Below are 23026 nucleotides of genomic sequence, written 5' to 3' on the forward strand. Positions count from 1 at the left end.
TTTTTGTGTAAATTAACGTATATTTTTATTGATAAATTTATGACACCGGTGTCATAATGTAAATGTTTTATCATTTTGTTGTCAAAACGTATTCGCTGTTTATATATTTTATAGGCAGCATTTTTTACTGTTATAGCTACTTTGAGGTGATAGCTCAAAGTATAAATAACAATGGTATACCATTGTAAAATAATAAGCACGAGTCGCTTAACAAAAGAGATAATACTATGAGCCCAAACGATTCTGTCCAATTTGATCCCATCTTAGTTGCTGATGTAGGCGGCACTAATGCCCGCTTTGCTTTAATAACTGCTTTTAATGAACACACTAACCAATTTGTAATAGAGCACATTAATATATTCCCTAGTGCTAATTTTGGTTCACTTGAAAGTGCGCTTGAGCAATATCTACAAACAGTCTTGCATATTACACCCAAACGCGCATGTTTAGCTGTTGCGGGCCCAATAAAAGCAGGGCAGGTACATTTAACCAATTTAGGTTGGCATTTTAGTGTCAGTGAATTTAAAGCACACTTTAATTTACAGCAACTAGAAGTCATTAACGATTTTGCAGCCTTTGCATATGCGGCTCCTTACTTAGATCCTAAACAAAATGTTATTGTTAAATCAGGTCAAGCTGATAACAATGCAAACATTGGTGTTATAGGTCCGGGTACTGGTTTTGGTGCCGCGTGCTTAGTTAGAACGTCGCAATCTACCGCAGTGTTGAGTTCAGAGGGGGGGCATATATCGCTTGCACCTGTTAACGAGCTTGATAGCTTATTATTAAATGAATTACGTAAAGATCACCCCCATGTTTCTATTGAAACTGTATTTTCAGGCCCTGGCATAACGCATTTATACAAAGCGATGTCTGCGGTTAAGGGTGTGCCAGCTAAAAATTTAGATGCTGCGCAAATCAGTAGTCTAGCAAATAGCGGTGAATGTGCTGTGTGTGATGCAACGCTTAATCAATTTTGTGATTGGATTGGCAGTGTAGCTGGGGATTTAGCCGTTGTTTACGGTGCTTTAGGTGGCTTGTTTATTGGCGGTGGAATATTGCCTCGTATGCAGGCAAGACTTCTAGAGAGCCGTTTTGTTGAACGATTTTCGCAAAAGGGTATTATGTCGCAATACGCAGGGCAAATTCCTGTAACACTTGTAACACAAGATAATATCCCACTAATTGGTGCCGCAGCGTGTTTGCACAACAGCAAATAAGGAGCTTTCCTTGTTCGCATTTGGAAAAATAGAGTGATGAAAAAAGTAACAATAAACAGTGTGGCAAGCCATGCTGGTGTTTCTAAAAAAACCGTCTCACGCGTGTTAAATAACGAGCCTAATGTTAGTGCTGCAACCCGAGAAAAGGTGCTTGCGGTATTTAAAGAACTCGATTACACCCCAAATCCAATTGCACGAGGTCTTGCTCAAAATCGTAGCTTTATTATTGGGTGTCTTTACGATAACCCAAGTAAAAGCTACATTACTCGCGTGCAAACGGGCGCCTTAGAAGCATGCAAAGAAAATAACTATAATTTATTGATACATCCTTGTGAGTTTCGTGGTGAAGCCCTTATAAATAATATTGAGCAATTACTACAGACTTCTCGATTAGATGGCATTGTGTTAACACCTCCTTTTGGTGATTTTGCTGAGTTGGCCTCTTTTTTAAAATCTAAAAAAATACCTTACGCAAGAGTTGCATCGGCTTTACTTCAGGATGATTCAATTTCAGTACGTAGTAACGACGAGCAAGGTGCATTTGAAATTACCGAGCATTTAATTAGTCTTGGGCATACATCAATAGCGTTTATTAAAGGGCACCCCGATCACAGTGCCACGCAACAACGCTTTAAAGGTTACAGGCGTTCACTTGCAAGCCATGGAATAGAGTTTGATGAGCGCTTAGTAGAGGAGGGTAACTTTAGTTATCACTCAGGTGTAGATAGTGCACGCAGTATTTTAGATTTGTGCCCTAGGCCAACAGCTGTATTTGCATCAAACGATTACATGGCGGCAGCGGTATTAAAATTAGCTACCCAGCGCCAATTAAAAGTGCCTGATGACATTTCAATCGCGGGCTTTGATAATGCACCCATTGCACGTCATATTTGGCCTGGTTTAACGACGATTGCACAGCCCGTTGAAGAGATGACTAAACAAGCCGTAACTCAACTTATTTCACACATAGCTCAACCACAAGAACAGCCGTATCAGGTAACGCTTGAGTCACGCTTGATTACACGCGAGTCTACCTCTGCGATAAAATAGTGAGTTAAAAACATTTTCACAGTAGCCCGAATATGAGTGACGCTTATTTGGGCTTTTTTTTGCTCTTAACTTGCTAAAATATACTTTGTGCCTAAAAATCAATTAGGTCATTATTCGGTCATGTTAAAATATTAAACTATTTTTGTTACCCGGGGTTGACACCGGTGTCATTGCTATGCGTTAATACAGTGACACCGGTGTCAGGGCTGTTGTGAGAGGCTCCCTGGTAGCGTACCTTTGAACGGGTAAATCAAAGATGCTCAGTACAGTTATTTACGTGGAGTCTGTAGTTGCTACTGAGCCTTTATCCTCTAACTAATAGAGATGAGTTAAATTATGTTACATCCTCGTATTCAAGAAGTTACCCAGCGCGTTATCGAACGCAGCAAAAATACCCGTCAAGATTATTTAGAACGTATTTCGCACGCAAAAAAACAAACAAGAGTTCGTGCCGGCTTAGGTTGCGGAAATATAGCCCATGTTATGGCTGCATGTAGCAGTGATGACAAAGCGCGCTTAAAGGCTGATGAGCAGCCAAATCTTGCTATTATCAACTCATATAACGATATGCTATCGGCTCATGTGCCATACAAAGATTACCCAGATTTAATTAAAGACATTGCAACAAAATTCGATGCTACAGCTCAAGTTGCCGGTGGCGTTCCTGCAATGTGTGATGGTGTTACGCAAGGGCGTGACGGCATGGAACTTTCGCTTTTTTCTCGTGATGTAATTGCTATGTCTACAGCAATTTCTCTTTCGCACGATGTGTTTGATGGTCGTTTTTTGTTTAGGCGTTTGTGACAAAATCGTCCCGGGTTTATTAATTGGTGCATTGTCGTTTGGTCATTTACCTGTGTTCTTTTTGCCAGCAGGTCCAATGCAGTCAGGTATTCCTAATAAAGAAAAAGCACGTATTCGTCAAAAATTTGCACAAGGTCTAGTAAGTCGCGAAGACTTATTAGAGGCTGAAAGCGCGTCTTACCACAGCGCAGGTACTTGTACGTTCTACGGTACTGCAAACTCAAACCAAATGTTAATGGAAATAATGGGCTTACACCTTCCAGGTAGTTCGTTTATTAATCCTTACACTGAGCTTCGCGATGGTCTTACAGGTAATGCTGTAGAAACAATGCTTAAGCAGCTTACAGATGACAAAGAAAGCCCGTGTTTAGCTGATGTGATCAGTGAAAAAACGATTATAAATGGTTTAGTGGGCCTGCTTTCTACAGGTGGCTCTACTAACCATGCCATTCATATTGTTGCGATAGCAAAAGCGGCGGGCATTCAGGTTACGTGGAAAGATATGTCTGATTTATCAGAAGTTGTACCACTTCTTACACGTATTTACCCTAACGGCTCAGCTGATGTAAACCACTTTCAAGCAGCTGGCGGTATGGGTTTCTTAATGCGAGAGCTAGCAAGCGCTGGTTACTTACATACAGACGTTAAAACAATGCTTGGCGATGGTTTAGCACCATACATGACAGAGCCTCGTTTGGATAAAGACGATAGCCTGATCATAAGCAACTCAACTGGCCCAACTAAAGTTAAATGGGTAGATTGCCCAGCAAACTCACACGATGAAGAAGTACTTCGCCCAGTGAGTAACCCTTTTAGTAAGCAAGGTGGTCTGCAACTTCTAACGGGTAACTTAGGTAAAGCCGTTATTAAAGTGTCAGCTGTTGCTATTGAACATCAGGTTGTTACTGCTCCTGCAAAAGTATTTAGCTCACAAAGTGCTCTGCAAGATGCATACACGCGTGGCGAATTAAACCAAGACTTTATTGCCGTGCTAAAAGAGCAAGGCCCTAAAGCGAAAGGTATGCCAGAGCTCCATAAATTAACGCCAGTAATGGCAACGCTTCAAGATGAAGGCTTTAAAGTAGCCATTGTTACTGACGGTCGTATGTCGGGTGCATCAGGTAAAGTACCAGCTGCTATTCACTTAGCACCAGAGGCAGTAGAAGGCGGCATTATTGCTAAAATCCGAGAAGGTGATTTAGTGACACTTGATGCGCCAAACGGAATATTAAAAGTACACGTTAGCGACGAAGAACTTGCTAAACGTGAAGCAGAACTTAGCCTGCCAAGTGCAACATTTGGTACAGGTCGCGAATTATTTACTGGATTTAGAAATATCGTAAGCAGTGCCGATTTAGGCGCGAGTGCTTTTGGACTTGAATAAATATTAGCCATTCTGGGTAATGAGGAACAAGTAATGAGTATTGAAAAAATCTTAGCATCGGCACCCGTAGTGCCAGTGGTTGTAATCGAAAAATTAGAAGATGCAGCACCACTTGCAAGAGCGTTATATAACGGTGGCTTAAAAGCCTTAGAAATAACACTACGTACACCTATTGCTGCAGAAGCTGTAAAGCTGATGAAAGCAGAAGTACCTGAAGCCTATGTAGGTACTGGTACGGTAGTAGATAAAGCAAGTTTTGATCTTTCGGTTGCCGCAGGTGCAGATTTTATGGTGAGTCCAGGTGTGAGCGATGAGCTTATTGCTTTGGCTAAAACATCAGACATACCATTTTTACCAGGCGCCGCAACTGCAAGTGAAGTTATGCAACTCGCGTCGCATGGTTTTAAGTATTTAAAATTCTTCCCAGCAGAAGCTGCAGGCGGAACAGCTATGCTTAAATCAATCGGTGGCCCATTACCACATATTACTTTTTGCCCAACTGGCGGCATTAGCCTAGCAACTGCACCTAATTATTTAGCGCTTAACAACGTTATTTGTGTGGGTGGTACGTGGATGCTAGATAAACAACTAATTGAAAATAAAGACTGGCAAGCAATTGAAGCGCTTGCTCGCCAAGCAAGTGAACTTAAATAGGAGTCTAAAATGATTAATGTAGCAATTAACGGTTACGGCCGTATCGGTAGAAATGTTTTACGTGCACTGTATGAGTCAGCTCAGAACAGCGAAATTAAAATTGTAGCAATTAACGATTTAGCACCAGCTAACGTTAATGCACATTTAACGCAGTATGACTCAGTTCATGGTCAATTTTCTAAAAAAGTAACACTTGAAAACAACACGATGCTAATTGGCGATGACGTAATTACGTTAACGCAAGAACGCGACCCTGCAAATTTACCGTGGAAAGCACTAAATGTAGATATCGTTTTAGAGTGTACTGGTTTTTTCACTAAACGTGATGACGCTGCTAAGCACATAACTGCAGGCGCTAAAAAAGTAATCGTTTCTGCTCCAGGTAAAGATATGGATGCAACAGTGGTTCATGGTGTAAACAGCGATGTAATTAACGCTGATAGCCAAATCATCTCAAATGCATCGTGTACTACTAACTGTTTAGCACCACTTGCAAAAGCAATTAACGACACCGTAGGTATTGAAAAGGGGAGTATGACAACGATTCATTCTTATACGAATGATCAAAACCTATCTGACGTATACCACCCAGATCTATACCGTGCTCGTAGTGCAACTCAATCTATGATCCCAACTAAAACTGGTGCTGCGGCAGCTGTTGGTTTAGTATTACCAGAACTTGCTGGTAAATTAGACGGTATGTCGGTACGTGTACCAACAATCAACGTATCTTTAGTTGATTTTACGTTTATTACTAAGCGCGATACGACTGCAGAAGAAATCAATGCAATCATGAAAGAAGCGTCAACGGGTTCAATGAAAGATATTTTACAATACAACGAGCTTCCGCTTGTTTCTATCGACTTTAACCATAACCCAGCGTCATCTATCTTTGATGCAACGCAAACTAAAGCCGATGGTAATCTAGTTAAAGTAATGGCTTGGTACGACAACGAATGGGGTTTCTCAAACCGCATGCTAGACCAAGTTAAAGCACTAGGTCAGTACTTATAATTGACCTTGTAAAAGTTTAGCTTTATCCAACCAAGCCACGCATTGCGTGGCTTTTTTGCGTTTGGTTTATCTGTATATTTGCAACTCAGACTATGGAGGGAACTATTTGTATTTTTTATACCCTAAATTTTGTTAATATGTGGGTGTGTAAATCAATGGAATTTCGTTGTATTTAATCAACTCAACGAAGCAAGGAATAATAAAAATGATCAGAGCTTTATCACGAAAGGTATTTCGCACAAACCATCTTCAGATAGGTGAGGGCAACATAAGTGGCTACATAGCCTGTTTTTTAGCAATACTGAGTTGTTTAGGCGTATTAGCGTTTCACTTTCCCGAATACTTAACCACACCAGAACTGAGAAAAAGCTACAGCGTCGACTTTTTACGTCAGCTTATGTTTGCCGCATTATTGGTCTCGGGCAGTTTAGGGCTACTTAACTTTGTACGTAATACCAATAAGCGTTTAGGGGCTACAGCGTGGTTTTTTATTTTACTCGCTATTATGTTTGGCGGACCCAACGTTAAGGTAAACGAGTTTGCCAGCGACACACCTTACATAGGGCTCGATTGGTTTATTTTAGACTTGCTCGGCTCAACACTCATATTTATTGTTATTGAAAAGCTGCTACCCCATCGGAAAGATCAAAAAATATTGCGTAGTGAGTGGCGAGGCGATTTAAACCACTTTTTCGTAAATCATTTAATTATTGGTTTTGTATTACTTGTTACTAACCATTTTGTACATTATGGCTTTGGCTGGGCTGTATCATCTACAGTACAAGGTTATATAGAGCAAACACCCTTTGTAGTGCAGTTGTTTTTAATAATACTTGTGGCCGATTTAATGCAGTATTGGGTGCATCGTGCTTATCACGAAATCCCTTTATTATGGCGCTTTCATGGCGTACATCACAGTGCTAAAGAAATGGATTGGTTAGCGGGCTCTCGCCAACATATACTTGAAATACTTGTAACGCGCAGCTTAGTGCTCACACCCATATTTGTACTTGGGTTTTCACAGCAAATAATTAGTTTATACGTAATAATTGTGGGTTTACAGGCTGTGTTTAACCATGCAAATGTACGTGTTAAATTTGGTTGGCTAAAATATTTTATGGTTACACCACAGTTTCACCATTGGCATCATGCGTCAGATAAAGCCGCGATTGACCGCAATTACGCTGCGCATTTTTCGTTTTTAGATTATGCGTTTGGTACTGCTGTTAAAGGCCAAAAAGAGTGGCCAGAAGCGTATGGCGTAGTCGGGGATTACATGCCGGTAGGTATGCTTAAACAACAGGTTTACCCGTTTAAGCGCACTAAATAAGTTCGGGAAATCCGAATAAACATAAATTAAAAGCGAGCAAGGTGTTACATTTTTCTCGCTTATATTATTAATATTAAACTTATTTTAGCTCTGCTAATAACTTAGTAAATGTAGGCCTTTTATTTAATACAGGTTGCATAGCAAATTTTGCCATATCGGACATTTTAACAAAGAGCTCACTTTGTCTATCATCACCGGTTACCGTGCCTAATAAGTCTTCAATTAAACAGCCCAAAGCTCTTACTTCTATCAACTCTAGTTGCTTTTGTTGATACTCACTTAGCATCGTTAAATTAGTTGCAGCACCAAAATCACCAAATAATACATCAGCATCTTTGTTTATCATGGTGTTATGCGCATAAATGTCGCCATGGCTTACTTTACGAACATGCAAGTGATGTAAGGTACTTACCATTTGCTGTGCAATTTTTAAAATAGCCTGAGTTGAGTAATGGCAATCATCATTAAAGGTATCACGCGTACAGGTTTCAAGGCTTGGAGGCAGGCCTAAATTAGCAAAGCTTTCATCTATTAGCTCCATTACTAAACCTAGCTGATCACTTTGCTCAATGTAGGCAAGTACCTTAATTAAATTAGCGTGATCGCCTGCTTGTAAGCAGCAATTTACTTCATCAAGCGGGTAGCCGTCGCTGGTAATTGCACCTTTAAATAATTTAATCGCTACAGCACTTTCAACAGCTTGCGCTAAATGAATAACGCCCGATGCACCTTGACCAATAACATGACTAAGCGTGTAATCGTCAAGAGGTTTATTTTCTAAGCTGCATTTTGTAAGGCACTGGGCTTTATTAAAATCGTTACCGGCAAACGCAAGCCAAGCAAGTTTAGGCAATTCAAACAGCCAGTCGTCTACGTGTGTTAAGTTATTAGCAGAGAGCCTAACAAGCTCAAGGCTTTTACACTGCGCCATACTACTTGGCAGTTGCTTAAGTTGATTGCCCGCAAGCGCGAGCTTTTTAAGCTGGGTGTAATTACCAAAGTCTTCAGGTAATTCACTTAACGTATTATCGGTGAGTATGAGCCACTCAATATTTTTTGGCAGGCTGTTTAAGGCAAATTCAGAAATTTGGTTACCTTTAAATGCAACCATAATTAAAGTAGGGCATTTAGCCAGCACAGCAGGAATATGCTTAAACTGATTAAATGATAAAAATACACGCTTAAGGTGTGTTAAGCAGGCAAATTCATCAGGTAGTGTTGATAAGTTATTATTTGATAAATCGAGTACTTCAAGCGTGTCTGCTAAGCTAAAAATCTCTTCCGGAAATGTGGTTAGCTCTTCTACTAATTGCAGGCGAGTAGCTCCAACAAGTTTGCCACTTTTAAGCTCTGTAAGATTATTCATATATTTATACCACGTTCTAAAAATGAAAAAGCCAACATAGCTGTTGGCTTAAAGTCGTTCTAACTTAGTAAATCAGGTTTTAGAATTGCGCGTTATGGTAAACGTTTTGTACGTCGTCGCAATCTTCTAACATCATTAAAAAGCGTTCCATAACTTCAACGTCTTCGCCTTCAATCGGCGTTTCAATTTGTGGCACAAAGCTAATTAGGTCTTCGTCAAATTCTGTCACGCCCATTTCTTCAAGCGCTGTACGTGTGTTGTTGTACTCTGTGTGAGGAGCAAAAACAGTAACTTTACCGTCATCTACTTCTACGTCAGTTACATCAACATCAGCCATCATTAATGCTTCAAGTACTGCTTCGTCGTCATCACCGTCAAATACAAAAATAGCAAGGTGATCAAATAAATGTGAAACAGAGTTTTGAGCGCCAATTTTAGCATTTGCTTTGGTAAAACAAACACGTACATCAGCAAAGGTACGCTTGTTGTTGTCTGTTAAACAGTCAACAATAATCATACAGTTACCAGGGCCGTAACCTTCGTAACGTGTTGCTGCGTAGTCTTCACCGCCGCCGCCTTTTGCTTTGTCGATTGCGCGGTCAATAACGTGTGCTGGTACTTGGTCTTTTTTAGCGCGTTCAATCAAACGACGTAATGATAAGTTACCATCTGGATCTACACCGCCGTTTTTAGCACAAATATAAATTTCTTTGCCGTACTTAGAATAAACTTTAGTTTTAGCACCCGCAGTCTTAGCCATTGAATCTTTTTTGTTTTGGTAAGCTCTTCCCATCTGCGTTTCGCCTTAATATATGTAAATAATAGAATAAAATTATAATGAGTATTCTAAAGGTAAATGCATTCAAGGGCTAGTAAGTATTAAAGTAGATTAAAGCTATGACGTTTAAAAGCATCTAAGCTTAAATTTTATTTAATAAAAAAGGCAACCGGGATAACAGGTTGCCTTATGAAGTATTAAAAGTATGTGTTACCTACCAAATACGTACACGCTCATCTTCAGGAAGGTATAACGCATCGCCTGGTTTTACATCAAACGCTTCATACCATGCATCGTGGTTACGTGGTGCTTGTGCTCTAAAGCGACCTGGCGCATGTGTGCCACCACGAAGTTGGTTAAGCATACTTTGCTCAGTACGTTTTTCTTTCCATACTTGTGCCCACGCAAGGAAGAAACGTTGATCGCCAGTAACACCGTCAATAACAGGCGCTTCTTTACCATTTAAACTTAGCTTGTACGCGTGATAAGCCATCGATAAACCACCTACATCACCAATGTTCTCGCCAAGGCTATTTCGACCATTAACAAAGTTACCTTCAATTGGTTCGTATTTATTGTACTGCGCAGCCAGTTGATCGGCTTTTTCTTCAAATGCAGCGCGATCAGCATCGGTCCACCAGTTACGTTGAATGCCATTCTCGTCTGATTTTGAACCTTGATCGTCAAATCCATGACCCATTTCGTGACCAATTACAGCGCCAATACCGCCATAGTTTACAGCCGGATCGGCATTTGGATCGAAAAACGGTGGTTGTAATATCGCAGCCGGAAATACAATTTCATTAAATGAGCTATTGTAGTATGCATTTACGCGTTGTGGCGTCATGCCCCAGCGGTTACGGTCTGTTTTTTGTAGCTCTTTTTCAACACTTTCTGCGTGGAAAAACTCACGCATGTTTTTCACATTACCAATCAAATCGTTTTTAGTAATGCTTAAACCATCATAAGACTGCCAAACATCGGGGTAGCCAATTTTTGGTACAAATGCAGCCAGTTTAGCGCGCGCATTTACTTTAGTTGCATCGCCCATCCATTCTAGATTATCAATACGTTCACCAAGGGCAGTACGAAGGTTTTCAACCAGCTCTGACATTTGTTGTTTTGACGACTCAGGGAAGTAACGCGCTACGTATATTTTACCAATAGCAAAACCAAGCGAACTTGTGCCTGACATTTCACTTATTGCACGTTTCCAACGAGGGCGAGGTTCTTGCTGTCCGTTTAGTTCTTTACCAAAAAAAGCAAAGTTAGTATTAAATACGTCTTCTGATAGTAAACCTGCGTTACCGCTAATAGCGTGATACGTTAGGTAGTCTTTCCATACTGCAATATCTTCTTGATTGATTAGCTCAATCATCGCTTTTATTGGCTCAGGCTGAGACACATTTAACTGAGGTACTTTATAACCTGTTTGCGCAAAGTATAAATCCCAGTTAAAGCCAGGATAAGCAGTACTTAAATCGGCACGTTCAATTTGGTTTAGCGTTAAATCGCGATTACGACGCTTTTCACGCGGCCAATGGCCTTGTGCAATTTTGGTTTCAAGAGCAAGAATAGCTTGAGCACGCTCAGCGGTATTTTCGACTCCTGCAAACTCAAGCATGTCAGCAATGTGAGCAACATAAGCTGCACGGGTTTTAACAAAGCGCTCAGCGTCTTCAAGGTAGTAAGAACGATCTGGTAAGCCTAAACCACCAGCACCTAGTGACATTTCATATTTGTTAGGGTCTAGGCGATTAAACCACATGCCGCCACCCAAAGGGGCTTTATTACCGGTTAACCAAGACTTACCAAACATCTCAGCTAAATCGTCAGTTGACGATATATCACTAATTTCACTTAACAATGGCTTGATTGGCGTCATGCCTAATTTGTTAAGTGTTTCGGTATCCATATACGCATTGTAAAAGTCAGCGACGAGTTTTTCTTCTGCGTTTAAATCTTTACGCGCCGCTATTTCTTCAATAATAGCTTTAACATCGTCTTCACTGCGCTCAGCTAATCCTGAAAATGCACCATAGCGGGTTTTATCTGCAGGCATTTCGTAGTTGTCATACCACGTGCCGCTGGCATACATAAAAAAGTCATCGCCTGGTTTAACGGCTTCGTTACGCGCTGTTAAGTCAACACCAAAACTTCCTAGCTCTGCTTTTTCTGATACTACAGCCGTGGCTACTTTAGATTGTTGCTCGTCTGTTTTTGTTGTTTGCGGCTCTGAACAACCGGTAATAAATGAGGCAGCTAATGCTGCGGCAATTAAACTCTTTTTCATTACTTACTCCTGAGTATCACTGATTGAATAAAAGCAGCAGTGAATCATTTTTATTATTACGAATATTTAACTTATCGATTGTTATTGATATTAATCAGACAAACAAACCTTTTGAGGTGAATCACCACAGCGCTCGATAAAACTAATATAGAAGAAAAGAGAAAGGTTAATAGGCGCTATAAAAACTATTGCACATTATTTATTTTTTGTTGCAGTACTTCATGCGCGTATATTCTCCGAGGAGTGTAAGTAACTAAATACGCCCAATAGGTTCTTCCAATTTGAGCAAATAATAGTGGAGAGTCAGTAATGGTAGAGAGGCGCTGAGCAATATTGATGATCAAAAAAGCACTAACTAAATTAGTGCTCTGGAAGGTTTAAATAATAATATATTTATTAAAAATTATACCTAGCGGTAAAGCGAACACTTCTAGGAGCCTGATAACCTGTTGGTGCTAGGAAGTTTGGATTTACATCGTCACTACCCTGAGATAAATCTTTTGTTTGATTATACTCAGTAACTTTATCAACATTAAACAAGTTAAATACATCAACTTTTAAAGTAAGTTTACTATCGGCCCAATCTGGAACATAAGTAACACCGGCATCAAGCATATAGCTCCAGTCGCTTGTTCCATAATCACCACGATTAGTTAGCTCACCACCACAATAAAAGCTAGATGCACCGTAGCGCTTGAAGTTAGGTTCATCATAAACGGTAGAACCGTCACCTTTTTCCATGTCATCGGTTGGAATGTAACCATTACAACTAAGTGGATTGCCTGACATAATATTCATATTTGCAGTTAATGTAATTTCTTCTGATACTTTATAAGCACCATATGCTTTAAACTGGTGGCGACGGTCATTAGGTAAGTATCCATCAGAACCATCTTGGAATTTTTTATGGTCAAAATCTTGAGTTGCACCTGCATCTTCTTGACCTAGTGTTGAATTTACATAGCCTTCAATATTACCTTCACTTTTTGAATATACGTAAGAAATATTTGTATACCAACCATCAGCAAAAGCCCTTTCTAATGTAAACTCCAGGCCTTTATAACGTCTTTTGTACTCAGGGAGATCAAAGTATTCATTTGAAACTGTTTGCTCTGTTACTTCTCCATCTCCGTTAAGATCCATAAATACTTTCAGATCTTTGCCTGGATTTATTAGTAAACAACCAGCGGTAGAACTTACATCAAAACCACCATCTGGAGTTACCCAACCATTTGCTTCATTTGCAACAGGAATTCCTTCAGCTTCAGCCCATTTAAAGAACCCGTCGTGGGCACACATATCATCCATACCATCTTTAACTTTCCGGTACATAAACTTCACACCAGCAGTCCAATTATCAGAGATTTGCTGCTGATAACCAAGAATGAATTCATCTTGATGCATCGGGTCTAAATCAGCGACAGCGATTGTTCTAGGGTCTGGTATTTGAAGGTCGGTATAACCAGTACCAATTTCAGCACCTAGGTTTACTGGTTCTCCTGTCGCAGGATCAAAACCATCAACATAATAAAAATACTCTGAAGATGACTCTAAACGTGTTGCTCTAATATTTGTGTTACCAGCAATAGGTATATAATAACGACCTAAAGTACCATAAAGCTTTTTAGATGAATCACCGTCAATATCCCAAGAAAAGCCAGTTCTAGGTGCTATTAAATCATCAGCTTCTACAAACACGTCACCATTTGCAGCGTAGTTAGTAAATGTTTCATTGCGAACACCAAAGTAAAGAAGTAGATCATCAGTTACTTGCCAGTTATCTTCAATATAGAAAGCCGTATTTTCTACTTTAAAACTACCTGATTGAGTGTCATTAGTACGGACACGAACAGCTTTAGTACCAAGAGGAAGGTCTACACCATTTATACCTGTTGATGAATAACCACTATCACTAACATCGATGTAGCGGTAGTAGTTATTACCAGTATATGAAGAGCCTATTGTAAACGAAGTATACTCTTCGTTGTTGTAACCGACCCTAATATTATGATCACCTAAAGTATAATCAAAATCAATTTTATAACTGTTACGTTCATCTCGGTCCGATTCAGCATCGAGTGCACCAATTGTAGTTTGTGATGGGTTAAAGCAACCAACATTTTTACGGGCGGAAAATGAAACTCCAAAAGTATCATAAGCTAAAGCACATAATGCTGCGTCAGGATCTGGATTACGTGGGTTCTTATTTTCTTCTTTATTTTCAAGTTCGCCGTACATAAGACTTAATGAAAGATTATCTGATATGTGACCATTATAATTTATAATAAATATGTCACCGCCATTTTCTTCCGTATAACTAGATGATTCGGTGCCATGCTCACCTGTGTAAAATTGATCTTCTGGATTATAATAAAATGTTCTATCGATTTCAGTTTCATTTTGGATGTAAGTACCAGAAATAATATGGTTATCGGTAATATACCAATCTAGAGTTACGATGCCATTTGGGTTTGTTACAGAACGGTTATTACTAGTATCTCGATTATAATAATCTCGATCATCGTCCTGAAACTCCACGTTAGCATATACAAATAGTGTATCTTCAATTATTGGACCACCAACCGAGAAGTTATAACTTAGATTGTTTCTATAATTGTCTGAGTTATATCCAGCATATACAAGGTCGTCAGAGGGCGTACGGTCAATAGTATCTATCCCAGGCTCTCTTAAGCTGTCTGGTGAATAATACACAGCAGCACCAAACTTTCAGTCGTTGGTACCTTTTTTAGTTATAACATTGGTTATACCACCTAGTGAACGACCAAACTCTGCACCGTAGCCACCTGTTTTTACTTGTGTTTGACTAATTGCGTCAAAAGGTAATTCAGCAAAGCTCAATAAAGTACGTAAGCTAGTAACATCAAATCCATTGATATAAAAACCATTCTCCCCCACGGATGACCCACCGAAAGAAGGCAAATTACCAAAGTCGTCATCGCCAGCAACGGTACCAGGCGTTAACAGTGCAATCGATGTAGAATCTCGACCGATTGGTAACAACTCAACTTGTTCTTGAGTGAAAACCATAGTCGATTCAACGGAGCTTGTATCGATAGCGCGTATTTTCGAACCAAAAACTTGAATTACCTCAGTTTCCTGATCAAAAAGTACAGAACTGCCAGTCCCTAGTGTTACTAAAATTTCACGTGAAATTCCGTTGCTACTTGTTACTGTATACTTCCCTGTGGGTACATCTTTAAAATTGAAACGGCCATCAGTACCAACAACAACATCACGGCTCAACCCTGTCTCTTTGTTTTTGAATGTAACTGTTGCGCCAGTTTTGGCCTGACCGTATATCGATCCAGATGTATTCGATGCAGCTAGTGCAGTAGGAGCTGTTATCAAAATTGCAGTTGATACAGCTAACGCAGATAAAGAGTGCTTAAATTGCTGATTAATTATTTTCATTTCCATCCCTTGATTTAATCTAATTATGTTATTGACTTTGTACCTATGTTAAAATAGGTACATTTAAATTACCTTTTATTAACTTAAAGTGCAATAATTTAAATTGTTGCTAATTTGAACTCTGACTTTTAGTTTAATAAAATAATCTGGGTTAAAATAATCATAAAGATAGACTTATTATAAAGAAACTAAAGGGGGATATTTGCTCTATAAAGTAGAGTAGTAAGGTCGAGTCTATTGGGTTTTAAAGGTAGATAGCGCCTAAACTATTAAGTAACTATATAAAAGTACAAAATATCTTTATATATTTACTGAGTAACTGATTTGAAATTGTTGTCGCTGTTTAATTGATAAAATCAATTGAGGCTATAACTACCCTAAGGTACAAATAATTAAACTCTTGACTGAAATTAGTTAATTGGTTTTTCTGATTAATAGCTTTTTTGTTGTAGTTCCCACATATGTGCATATTCTCCCGTGAGTGCAAGTAACTCATCGTGCTTACCTTGCTCAATAATTTGTCCCGCTTTGAGCACAATGATGGTGTCTGCATCGGTAATAGTAGAAAGGCGATGTGCAATAACAATACTCGTATGGTTACTGGCAACTTCACTCATTGCTGCGAGTATTGCTTGCTCAGAATGAGAGTCGAGTGCAGATGTTGCTTCATCAAAAATTAAAATAGGAGACTTTTTCAAAATAGCGCGCGCGATGGCAATACGCTGTTTTTCGCCGCCAGATACTTTTAAACCACGTTCGCCAACCAGCGTTTTATCGCCTTTATCGAGTGTTGCTATAAAGTCTTTTAAATGCGCCATTGCAATGGCTTCATCAATTTCAGCATCGCTTGCTGATGGTCTGCCGTAAGCGATATTTTCACGAATCGTGGTGTTAAAAAGCACAGTATCTTGCGGGACGATAGCAATGGCTTTTCGTAAACTATTAAGTGTAACTGAGTTTATGGCTTGATTATCAATGCTAATTTCACCGGCGCTTACATCATAAAAACGATAAAGCAGTCGCGCTAATGAGCTTTTACCAGCACCACTGGCACCAACAATAGCTACTTTGCTGCCCGCTTTTACACTAAAGCTAAGGTTATTAAGAATAGGGCGATGCGCATCGTAACTAAAACTTACATTATTAAATGTTATTTCACCTTGGCTAATATTGAGCTCTTTTGCATTGAGTGCATCGGTTATTTGTGGTTTTTTGTTAAGTAGCCCAAGCATATTTTCAAGGTCGGTTAGGGCGCGTCTTATTTCGCGGTACACAAAACCTAAAAAGTTAAGTGGTAAAAATAGCTGAATCATATATGCGTTAATCATTACTAGTTCACCAATAGAGAGTGTACCTGCAACTACTTCGGTTGAGCCCAACCACATTAACGCGGTAATAGCACAAGCAATAATAAGTGCTTGACCTGAATTAAGCGCGAGCAACGACATTCTATTTTTTAAACGGGCTCTTTCCCAGTTTGCTAAAAATGTGTCGTACGTTTTTGCTTCAAACTGCTCATTATTAAAATACTTTACAGTTTCATAATTAAGCAGGCTGTCTATAGCACGGGTATTACTTTGATTGTCGGCAGTGTTTGCTTCGCGAATAAAGCGGTTTCTCCACTGGGTAACCACCACAGTAAAGGTAATATAAATAGCGACTGCTAATAATGTAATAAGCGCAAACCAAACAGAAAACAATGTGCCAAAAATAATCGCAACGGTTAGTATTTCAAACAAAGTAGGCACAATGTTAAACATTAAAAAACGCATTAAAAAGCTTAACCCGCTAGTACCGCGTTCTATATCGCGGCTAATGCCGCCGGTTTGCCTGTCTAGGTGAAAGGCAAGCTCAAGTGAGTGCAAATGCTTAAATACTTTTAAACCAATATCACGCATAGCGTGCTCGGTAACGCGAGAAAATACAGCATCTCTTATTTCACCTAAAAACACGCTAGCAAAACGCAGTGCACCGTACATCAATAACAACAAAGCGGGAATAACTAACAGTGGGTTAATCGACTTATCTACAGAGTCTATTATTTCTTTTAGTGCCCAAGGCATTAAAAGTGTGGCACCTTTTGCGCCTATAAGCGCCATAAGTGCAATAAAAACACGGCCTTTAAATTTTGTAAGGTAGGGCCACAGTGTTTTTACACTTTGGCGTAAATTCATGGCGTCTGGTCGTTTTTCACTGCTTTGTCTGGGGCGCATTAAAAGTCTCAGTAAAATTAAATTAAATAGTAAATAGTAAATAGTAAATAGCTAAGGGTTATTGTATTTCAAATACTAGCCCTTATATACTACGCATCCCTTATTTTAGTTTTAAAACGTGAATGTTTAAATTTAGAGTGTTTTTAACTGCCTTTTTGCTACTTGCTGCACTTTTTAGTGTGCAGAGCAATGCTATGAGCGCCTCACAAAATTTAAATATGACTGTTAGTACGCAGGTTTCGCTTACTGATATTGCCGATTTAACTAAAATACAGCCTATTAGTAAGTCTGCAGATACTGCGCAGCATAAAAAAACGCATCAAACCGATTTTGACGCGCACCAACCAAGGTTAATTGCCAATAATTCATCAATGTTTTTGCACACTGTTCAAAGTGAGCCAGAATACGATGTGATTTTTGAATTTTTTGCTCAAAATCTTGTTAGACATATATTCTTACCACCAAGAGCGGTTAATCCTATACAGCCTTGGTATACGCTTGTAACTAATAGTAAAAAGTCGCGCTTGAGTGGCTGGAAAGACGTTAACTTACTCTACAGAGCTGTAACTACCTACCACGCTTAATTTTCTTTATTTAATTTTATTAGGTTTTAACTTTTAAAGTTTTAGCCTGCAGATTAATTGTGCTTTTAAAAAGTACGTTGCTAGCTTTGCTGGCAATAAGGATTCAACATGTTAAGTTTTAAAAAAGATAAAAAGCCGTCTTCGGCTAAGTTCAAATTAAGCTATATAGCCATGCTAATAGTATTGGTTTTATTAGCTATCAGCGCATTACCAAACCTATATCCAAATAAATCGTGGTTGCACGTAAGTAATACGCCGCACAGCGAAACGCAATCTTTACCGAGCACTAAAACGCTAGTTACTTTTTTAAATAAACAAGGGCTAGAGGTTGAGCAGGGTTTAGATAAGCAATCCACTATTAATATACTTTTAAACGAGCCAACTAAAAGCGCTCAGGCGCAAGCGGCTATAAAAGCGCAATATCCAAACACGCAAGTTAAAATTGTTGAGCATGCAACCAGCCCAACATGGTTACAAGATTTTGGTTTATCACCAATAAAGCTGGGCCTTGATTTAAATGGCGGTGTGCTATTTGTACTAGACGTAGATTTAGATAAAGCCGTTGATGAGCAGTTAGTCAGTGCGTATCAACAAGCTAAATCAATCATTATTAAACAAAAAGCACATGGCGTAAAAGCGCAACAAACTCAGCACGGGTTTGAAATAAACGCATTGCCTAATGCAACTGACAAGTTAACCCCTGTTATTGAAGAGCTAAAAAGCCGATTTGCTAATTTAGCCGTTGTAACAAGCAATAACGGCAGCGTTAAAACTGCCAAATTTAGTTATTCAGAGCAAGGCCGCAGCAGCTTTGATAAAGAAGTAATGGGGCAAACACTTACAACCCTTCGTTCGCGTATTGAAGAGTTAGGCATTACCGAAGCAGTAACACAGCAACAAGGTAAGTACCGCATTCGTATAGAGCTACCGGGCGTGCAAGATCCAACCGAAGCGAAGCGTATTATTGGTGCAACCGCATCACTTGGTTTTTATCAATTAAAAGAAATAGGCGGGCAAACATTTAATATGCAATCGGGCGGAACGATAAAGCTCGATCCTGTGCCAATTTTTACAGGGGACCATATTAATAATGCAAACATAGGCCGCGACGATTGGGGTAAACCACTGGTACAACTAAGCCTAGACGGCCAAGGTGGGGATGCAATGTCGGCGTTTTCAAAAGCCAATATTGGTAAGCCAATGGCGACGGTTTACTCTGAGTATTCTCAAAACGCTAAAGGCGAAGTCGTTAAAAAAAGCGAAGTTATTAATGTTGCCAATATTGCTCAGCATTTAAGTTCGCGTTTTAGTATTACCAACATGAAAAGCCAACAAGCTGCAGCCGATCTGGCATTGCTATTACGTGCAGGCTCGCTTACCGCGCCCGTTACAATTGTGCACGAACAAACAATAGGGCCAAGCCTCGGCCAAGAAAACATTAGTAATGGATTAGCCGCGCTTATGTTAGGCATGGGTATTACCCTTGCATTTATGGCGCTTTGGTATCGCCGTTTAGGCCTTATTGCAAACGTAGCACTTATATTAAATTTAACGTCGCTTGTGGGCTTAATGTCATTATTACCAGGGGTTGTGTTAACGCTTCCGGGTATTGCAGGCTTGGTATTAACCATAGGTATGGCGGTAGACACTAACGTAATAATATTTGAACGCATTAAAGAAGAACGTCGCCAAGGCCGTGCACCATATCAAGCTATTCAAGAGGGTTATAAACAAGCCGCAAATACAATATTTGATGCCAATATAACCACCATGATCACCGCACTTATTTTATATGGCATAGGCTACGGGCCCGTTAAAGGTTTTGCCATTACACTCGCACTGGGGCTTTTAACGTCTGTATTTACAGGTGTGTACGTATCAAAAATATTAAGCCAAACGTTGTATTTAAAAATAGGTAAAAAAGCAGGAGTAAAAGCACATGCTTAACACTTTTTTGAAAGGTGAGGCGGGCACTCGTTTACGCTTTATGGGTATGCTTTTAAGCGCCATATTAGTGCTGCTATCAGTATTTTCGCTTACGCAAAAAGGTCTAAATTTTGGCCTAGATTTTACTGGCGGTTATTTAACTGAGTTTACAACCAGCCAAAGTGTTGAGCTAAAAGAGCTTCAATCGTTTATTGCTAAAAATCACAACGGTGAGTTTGAGCTAACCGCGCAAGGTAATAGTCATTTTCAATTAAGAGAAGCGCCAAGTGCATCAACTACATCAACAACAGCTAATAGCCCTGATTGGCAAAGCGCTGTTACACAAAACGATGATATAAACGCACAGGTATTATCGTCAGCTTATATTGGCTCACAAGTGGGCGATGAGTTATTTGATCAAGGCTGTTTAGCAATGTTTGCTGCAATGATTGCGGTAATGATTTACCTTGCAGTGCGTTTTGAATGGCGCTTAGCACTCGGCTCTGTGGTTGCGCTAGTGCACGATTTAATACTCGTTCTTGGATTGTTTTCATTATTACAAATTGAATTTAACCTAACCGTACTAGCAAGTTTGCTGGCTATTATTGGTTACTCACTTAACGACTCAATAATAGTAGGGGATAGAGTACGCGAGCTTTTACGTGTTCAATCAAACAATGTACTTAGCCCAGCGACTATTATTAATAATGCGATTAAAAGTACGCTAACACGTACCTTAATAACGTCGGGTACCACACTTGCAACGGTTGCGAGCGTTTGGTTGCTTGCAGGTGCACCACTGCAAGGTTTTGCTATTGCATTATTTACCGGCATTGTAGTGGGTACGTTCTCGTCTATTTGTATAGCGGCAACCTTGCCGGAACTATTGGGCTTAAGCGCTAAAAACTACGAAGTTAAAGTAGATGCCCACACGCAAACATTATTAGATATGCCATAAGGTTTTTAATAAAACACAAGCAAAGAGCTGCACCAACCAACGGCTCTTTGTTAGTTTAATGCAAATTTAAGCCCCGCTAGTATTCCCACCAAGCTTGCGGGGTTTAAAACAATGGTTTTAAGCCCCGCAAAAATGTTAAACTAGCTGCCTTATTTTTACAGCCTGTATTGTACTAATCCCCATGAATAAAACCCACGTTATCGAACATCTTCGCTTTGCGCTAGAAGCGCAGCTTACAACAGCAAAAGTAGCGGCAAAAACTGCGCACGACACCGCCACACATGAAGAAAACATAGCCGAAAATAAATACGATACTCTAGGGCTCGAAGCCGCTTATTTAGCACAAGGCCAAGCCCAGCGCGTAAACGATTGCTATAAAAGCATAGAATTGTTCGAACCTGCCTTTAACGAAAAACCAACCGACAAAATAGCTATCGGTTCGCTGGTATGTTTAGAAGATGATAACGCAGCCCAAAAATGGTTTTATTTAGGCCCTGCAGCTGGTGGTTTAACAGTAAACGTTAAACAGCACGCAATTGCTGTTGTAACACCCGGCGCACCAATGGGTAAGCAGTTACTAAATAAACAGATTGATGATGAAATTACGTTAACAATTGCAGGTAAAGCCCACGAATATGTGGTGGTAGAGATTTTATAAAGCTTTGGTTTTTTAAGAGAACACCATCTGACAAAGCTATGCCAACGTAATAATCGCTTATTTATATTCATAAATTAATTGTCGGATGGCATGGCTCCGCCATTTATCCAACCTACAGCTATGTTTTTATAGCGTAACGTGGTGTGTATTTCAATTTCTACAAAGGCATATAATGAGAAGTACCTAATAGTTTAAAAGTGAGCAGGGTTGACGTTAGGTGCTCCCTTTTTGATTGATTTTAGTGGTTATACAGCCTCGTTAGTTGTATTTCCCAAGTTGGCTACTCGGTGCTACTATAGTGATACATTTGTTTGGGGATTATTATGAGAGTAGAACTAGTAACAACATTGAAGCGTCAAGCAACGAAGATATTATCTGAACTTCATTCCTCTAAAGAACCTGTGTTGATAACTGAACATGGACAACCATCTGCATACTTAGTAGATGTTGATGATTATGAATTTATGCAAAAGCGTATGCAAATTCTTGAGTCTCTTGCAAAAGGAGAGCAGGCAATAAGTCGTGGTGAAACCATGTCGAATGTTGAAGCTAAAGATAAAATGAATAAATGGCTGAAATAATTTGGACTAATCCAGCTTTGGATGATCTTAACGATATCGCTGAATATATCGCATTAAGCAATTTGCAGTCAGCGAAAAAATTGATTTCCAAAATATTTGAAAAAGTTGAACGTCTCGAACTCTTTCCTGAATCAGGTAAAAAACCAATTGAGTTAGCTAACCTAAATTATCTTGAACTGGTCGTGAATCCTTGTCGTATATTTTACAAAAAAGATAACGATAAAGTATATATTTTGCACGTAATGAGTCAAGAACGAGACTTACGAAAATTTTTGTTGCTAACGCAATACACAGCTAGCAAATAGGTAATCCCTGAGTGAAATTAGTATGAACCCATACTAATTATTATAAAAAGTAATTATTAAAAAGCCATCCAAACATCTATCAAAATTCCAACTTAACCAATATAAGAACTAAATTTTGGTTTGTTTATTAAAAAAATTGCTACACGCGTTCGTTAAGTGTCTAATATACCATACATAAATAATATGGAGGTTGAAATATGAGACATAACAATTGGTCTTGCGCTAAGTGTAATAATAACGAATTTGATACCGGTGAAATAAGAGTTTCGGGTGGCTTTTGGTCAAGAATTTTTGATGTTCAAAATAAAAAGTACACCGCTGTGACATGCAGTCGATGTAGTTTTACTGAATTTTATAAAGGTTCATCATCAACACTTGGTAACGTATTTGATTTCTTTACTGGGTAATCAAAGCTTAAAAAGCACTTTAACTGAAATGTAAACTGATCAGTTCAAGAGATACCTCCTCATTAAGGT

General features: G+C 39.3%; 18 protein-coding genes and 1 pseudogene. 13 read left to right on the plus strand and 6 right to left on the minus strand.

Annotation, left to right across the window (positions count from 1 at the left end; all coding sequences use genetic code 11):
* The first annotated feature begins 227 nt into the window (after nt 1–227).
* From glk to P20652_RS08750, 6 genes and pseudogenes are all read left to right on the plus strand, one after another.
* Nucleotides 228–1220, plus strand: coding sequence for a glucokinase (gene glk / locus P20652_RS08770; RefSeq protein ID WP_008168958.1), 993 nt, complete (start codon nt 228–230; stop codon nt 1218–1220).
* A 36-nt stretch (nt 1221–1256) separates the two neighbouring features.
* Nucleotides 1257–2270: a LacI family DNA-binding transcriptional regulator gene (locus P20652_RS08765; protein ID WP_008168961.1), complete on the plus strand. Its 1014-nt coding sequence runs from the start codon at nt 1257–1259 to the stop codon at nt 2268–2270.
* Between the two features lie 336 nt (nt 2271–2606).
* Nucleotides 2607–4458 (plus strand): annotated as a pseudogene (gene edd, locus P20652_RS18135) (phosphogluconate dehydratase).
* A gap of 33 nt (nt 4459–4491) precedes the next feature.
* Nucleotides 4492–5112, plus strand: coding sequence for a bifunctional 4-hydroxy-2-oxoglutarate aldolase/2-dehydro-3-deoxy-phosphogluconate aldolase (gene eda, locus P20652_RS08760; protein ID WP_002959756.1), 621 nt, complete (start codon nt 4492–4494; stop codon nt 5110–5112).
* A 9-nt stretch (nt 5113–5121) separates the two neighbouring features.
* The gene (gene gap, locus P20652_RS08755) at nt 5122–6126 is read left to right on the plus strand and encodes a type I glyceraldehyde-3-phosphate dehydrogenase (protein WP_008168964.1); all 1005 of its coding nucleotides are present in this window, start codon (nt 5122–5124) and stop codon (nt 6124–6126) included.
* A 205-nt stretch (nt 6127–6331) separates the two neighbouring features.
* Complete coding sequence (locus P20652_RS08750) at nt 6332–7456, plus strand: sterol desaturase family protein (RefSeq protein ID WP_008168965.1); 1125 nt, start codon at nt 6332–6334, stop codon at nt 7454–7456.
* A 79-nt stretch (nt 7457–7535) separates the two neighbouring features.
* On the opposite strand, the gene P20652_RS08745 is transcribed toward P20652_RS08750, so the two are convergent.
* From P20652_RS08745 to P20652_RS08730, 6 genes are all read right to left on the minus strand, one after another.
* A complete protein-coding gene (locus P20652_RS08745; protein WP_008168966.1) occupies nt 7536–8822 on the minus strand; it encodes a leucine-rich repeat-containing protein kinase family protein in 1287 nt (428 codons plus the stop codon).
* Nucleotides 8823–8901: 79 nt separating this feature from the next.
* Complete coding sequence (locus P20652_RS08740; protein ID WP_008168967.1) at nt 8902–9615, minus strand: YebC/PmpR family DNA-binding transcriptional regulator; 714 nt, start codon at nt 9613–9615, stop codon at nt 8902–8904.
* 199 nt (nt 9616–9814) lie between these two features.
* Nucleotides 9815–11893: a M13 family metallopeptidase gene (locus P20652_RS08735; protein ID WP_008168968.1), complete on the minus strand. Its 2079-nt coding sequence runs from the start codon at nt 11891–11893 to the stop codon at nt 9815–9817.
* A 396-nt stretch (nt 11894–12289) separates the two neighbouring features.
* A complete protein-coding gene (locus P20652_RS18140; RefSeq protein ID WP_008168972.1) occupies nt 12290–14605 on the minus strand; it encodes a TonB-dependent receptor in 2316 nt (771 codons plus the stop codon).
* 15 nt (nt 14606–14620) lie between these two features.
* Complete coding sequence (locus tag P20652_RS19515; RefSeq protein ID WP_008168974.1) at nt 14621–15325, minus strand: carboxypeptidase-like regulatory domain-containing protein; 705 nt, start codon at nt 15323–15325, stop codon at nt 14621–14623.
* 431 nt (nt 15326–15756) lie between these two features.
* Nucleotides 15757–17538, minus strand: coding sequence for an ABC transporter ATP-binding protein/permease (locus tag P20652_RS08730; protein ID WP_008168976.1), 1782 nt, complete (start codon nt 17536–17538; stop codon nt 15757–15759).
* 122 nt (nt 17539–17660) lie between these two features.
* On the opposite strand from P20652_RS08730, the gene P20652_RS08725 reads away from it, so the two are divergent.
* The 7 genes from P20652_RS08725 to P20652_RS18155 all read left to right on the plus strand — a co-directional run bounded on the left by P20652_RS08725 (nt 17661) and on the right by P20652_RS18155 (nt 22957).
* On the plus strand, nt 17661–18122 hold the full coding sequence (locus tag P20652_RS08725; protein WP_008168977.1) for a hypothetical protein: 462 nt from the start codon (nt 17661–17663) through the stop codon (nt 18120–18122).
* 108 nt (nt 18123–18230) lie between these two features.
* Nucleotides 18231–20069, plus strand: coding sequence for a protein translocase subunit SecD (secD, locus tag P20652_RS08720; RefSeq protein WP_008168979.1), 1839 nt, complete (start codon nt 18231–18233; stop codon nt 20067–20069).
* A complete protein-coding gene (secF, locus tag P20652_RS08715; protein ID WP_008168980.1) occupies nt 20062–21006 on the plus strand; it encodes a protein translocase subunit SecF in 945 nt (314 codons plus the stop codon). The genes secD and secF overlap by 8 nt, the downstream gene beginning before the upstream one ends.
* A 181-nt stretch (nt 21007–21187) precedes the next feature.
* Complete coding sequence (locus tag P20652_RS08710) at nt 21188–21664, plus strand: GreA/GreB family elongation factor (RefSeq protein WP_007582643.1); 477 nt, start codon at nt 21188–21190, stop codon at nt 21662–21664.
* A 323-nt stretch (nt 21665–21987) separates the two neighbouring features.
* Entirely contained in the window at nt 21988–22245 is a 258-nt protein-coding gene (locus tag P20652_RS18145; protein ID WP_010555056.1) for a type II toxin-antitoxin system Phd/YefM family antitoxin, read from the plus strand.
* Complete coding sequence (locus P20652_RS18150) at nt 22233–22550, plus strand: type II toxin-antitoxin system RelE/ParE family toxin (protein ID WP_033017506.1); 318 nt, start codon at nt 22233–22235, stop codon at nt 22548–22550. Before P20652_RS18145 ends, P20652_RS18150 begins: the two co-directional genes overlap by 13 nt.
* A gap of 197 nt (nt 22551–22747) precedes the next feature.
* Nucleotides 22748–22957 (plus strand): zinc ribbon domain-containing protein, encoded by a 210-nt coding sequence (locus P20652_RS18155; protein WP_033017507.1) that lies wholly within the window; start codon nt 22748–22750, stop codon nt 22955–22957.
* The last annotated feature ends 69 nt before the right edge of the window (nt 22958–23026 follow it).

The sequence above is a fragment of the Pseudoalteromonas sp. BSi20652 genome (assembly GCF_000239855.1).
In the GTDB taxonomy this organism is placed as follows: domain Bacteria; phylum Pseudomonadota; class Gammaproteobacteria; order Enterobacterales; family Alteromonadaceae; genus Pseudoalteromonas.